The sequence below is a fragment of the Planctomycetota bacterium genome (assembly GCA_016872555.1).
Lineage (GTDB): Bacteria > Planctomycetota > Planctomycetia > Pirellulales > UBA1268 > F1-20-MAGs016.
Genome location: VGZO01000123.1, coordinates 1 through 2,949 on the forward strand (window position 1 = coordinate 1; position 2,949 = coordinate 2,949).

Below are 2,949 nucleotides of genomic sequence, written 5' to 3' on the forward strand. Positions count from 1 at the left end.
GCCAGCAGCCGGCATGAAGACGCCGTCGGTTGCACACACGTGCAGATGCACGTGGTGGTTCAGCGCCGAGCCGAAGCGGTGCAAGAAGGAGATGGCGCCGAGCCGCGGGCGGGCGGCTGCGGGGGCGCTTGCGTGACTCGTCACGGCTGCCGCAGCGCTCAGCAGCCGCTCGATCTCAGCAAGAAAGATCTTCGTGAGGGCGGCGACGGCCTCGGGGCGGTTGGCGAGGAAGCAGCGCAGCCGCTTCGGCACGGAGATCACCCACTGTCGCACGGGAACCGGCGGGATGACGTGATCGACGAGATGGGCGGCGGTCTGCGCCATGTGCCTGCCATTGCAGGATGGGCACACCCCGCGCCCCTTGCACGAGAACGCGATGACAAACCCCTGGCCGCAGCCCGTACAGAGCGCACGGCCGAACCCGAAGCAGAGGATGCCGCACTCGAGATAGCCGCGGAGTTCCTCCTCGACGTAGCCCGGCACGGGCCGCTCCGCCTGGTCACGCCACTCGAGCCAGCTCTCAAGATGCTCCGACACGATCTTGTGGAGCGGTGTCTTCTCGGGGCGGCGACGCTCGTAGCGGCGTGCCGGCGCGGGGCTGGCATGAGGCCGGAGGCGGGGCCGCGCGGGAAATCCGCAGAATGCAGCGACCATGGGCAGAGCGGCGGGCGGACGGGGAAGGTGATCGCCCGTACACTACCCGCGGGATGCCGCCCCCCGCCAGAAGGCCCCTCGTCGCGCAGCAATTCAGGTCGCGGGCGCTTTCGGTGCTCCCGCCCGAGAGTCGCAGACCCGCGCCTGGTGCTCCCGCGAGATCACCGCCCCCATCTGGACCTCGGGATCGCGGTCGGCTGGGCCAACCCTGAGCTTTGCGACGACGTCCACGAGCGCGGGCAGCACCGTGTCGGCCGCCCGGCCGATCGCCACGGCGGTGGAGCCGGCCATGCACCGCTCGCCCGCGCAGCCGAAGGCCGCCTCCATGACGCCGGTGGCGGTGGGCGCGATGTCGGCGTCGGGCATGACGAGCACGAAGTTCTTGGCGCCGCCGGCCGCCCGCACCCGCTTGCCATGCTTCGTGCCGACCTCGTGGACATACTTCGCGATCGGCGTCGAGCCGACGAACGACACGGCCTTGATGCCGGGGTGCACGAGGATCGCATCGACGGCCGCGCGGCCACCGTGGACGACGTTCAGCACACCCGGCGGCAGGCCGGCCTGGCAGGCGAGCTGGGCGATGCGGATCGTCGTGAGCGGCACCTTCTCGCTCGGCTTGAGCACGAACGCGTTGCCGTAGGCGATCGCCAACGGCCACATCCAGAGGGGCACGATCGCCGGAAAGTTGAAGGGGGTGATGCCGGCCACGACGCCGAGCGGCTGCCGGATCGCGTCGCAGTCGATGCCGCGGGCAACGTTCTCGAGCGACTCGCCCATGAGGAGGCTCGGGCCGCCGCAGGCATATTCGATGTTTTCAAGACCGCGGCGGACGTCGCCCCGGGCCTCGGCGAGCGTCTTGCCATGCTCGGTCGTGACGCTCGGCCAAACAGCCGTCGGACCCGCATCCGTGATCGGGCACCGTCAGTCGCGGCGTCTCAGGCGACCACGAAACGCACACCAACTGCCAACCGCCATGGTAAGCAGGGCCATCTGTCCCGGCTCCGGCACCACGCTAATCGAGAAGGCGTTGTCCATGTTGATGGTGGTCCCGCTCATCGTCGTCGACCAACTGTCGCCGGCGTTCGTCGACACGAGAAAGGTGTCGTACTGGAAACCGGCCGAGGGAGCAGGCGTGTTGTTGGGCTCCGGGAGCGAACGGCGTCGTCGAGCTCACGCCGTTTGAGTTCCTCGACCGGCTCGCCGATCTCGTCCCGCCGCCGCGGAAGCATCGGCATCGCTACCACGGGGTGTTTGCGCCGAACCACCGGCTGCGGAAAGGCGTCACGGCGCTCGCGATCGGGAACATCGGCAAACGGCGCGAGGCCGCGACCGGCGGGCATGCGGGCAGTACGCATACCGCAGAAGGCTGCTGCGATACTCAGGCGAAGCCCCGCTCGCACGACACCTCGCGGATTGCCTGGGCGAAACTCATGGCCCGGGTGGGGGAAGAGTTTCCACTCGAGTGCCCGGGGTGCGGCGGCGACATCAGGCTCATCTCCTTCATCACGGAGCCGGGCCCGATCCGGAAGATCCTCACACACTTGGGTGAGCCGCTCGAGCCGCCACCCATCTCTCCCGCCAGGGGCCCGCCTACCGCCTGGGGCGAGCTCATCCAGGCGCATGACGACCGCGAAGCGGTTCAGGTGTCGCCTGACGAACTGCCCGTGATCGACATCCACAGCCTCTGACCGGTGTCGGCCGCGAGGTCAAACCAAAGCCCAGGACGGGCGACCCCGGAGACGGTCTGCGCCGAGGCGAGAAACTCGCCACCCGAGGGGGGAGGGCAGCCGTTCTCGGAGCCGCTGATTCTGATTTGGTGCCGGAAAACGCGGCACCAGCCTCACCAGCCCCCCATCAGCTCGGAAATGCCTGCGGGCATGGTTGCGGAAGTGCCATTGACCGGACTATCCCTATCCTTCGAGCTTGCCCGATTCGACGCACGACAAACTGGTGCGCGCCGGGTTGGCGGAGCCGCGAGCTGCCGCCCGCAAGGTGGTGACGCTCGGCCAGCTCACCGAGGCATTCGTCGCCAGGCCAACCACACCGGGTCCCAGTCAAATCCCGCCCGCGCCCGGTATGTTTCACTGGAGACGATCCGCGACATCCTCGACGCCTGCCCGTCGGCGGACTGGAGGCTGCTGGTGGCCCTCGCTCGGCTGGCTGGCCTGCGGTGCCCGTCGGAAGTCGGGGCGGTGACGTGGGCCGATGTCGACGTGAAGGCCGGCCGGCTGACGGTACGCTCCTGCAAAACGGAGGCCCACGAGGGGCACGCGGTGAGGTTCGTGCCGATCTGTC

Annotated in this window: 3 protein-coding genes; 1 reads left to right on the forward strand and 2 read right to left on the reverse strand. The window is 69.0% G+C overall.

The annotated features are described in order from the left end of the window. Positions 1–654: transposase (locus FJ309_17355; GenBank protein MBM3956340.1), on the reverse strand; the 654-nt coding region annotated here is incomplete at its 3' end. A 93-nt stretch (positions 655–747) separates the two neighbouring features. Beyond that, positions 748–1,566, reverse strand: coding sequence for an aldehyde dehydrogenase family protein (locus FJ309_17360; protein ID MBM3956341.1), 819 nt, complete (start codon positions 1,564–1,566; stop codon positions 748–750). A gap of 335 nt (positions 1,567–1,901) precedes the next feature. Between FJ309_17360 and FJ309_17365 the strand changes: the two genes are divergently transcribed. After that, positions 1,902–2,342: a hypothetical protein gene (locus FJ309_17365; GenBank protein MBM3956342.1), complete on the forward strand. Its 441-nt coding sequence runs from the start codon at positions 1,902–1,904 to the stop codon at positions 2,340–2,342. The last annotated feature ends 607 nt before the right edge of the window (positions 2,343–2,949 follow it).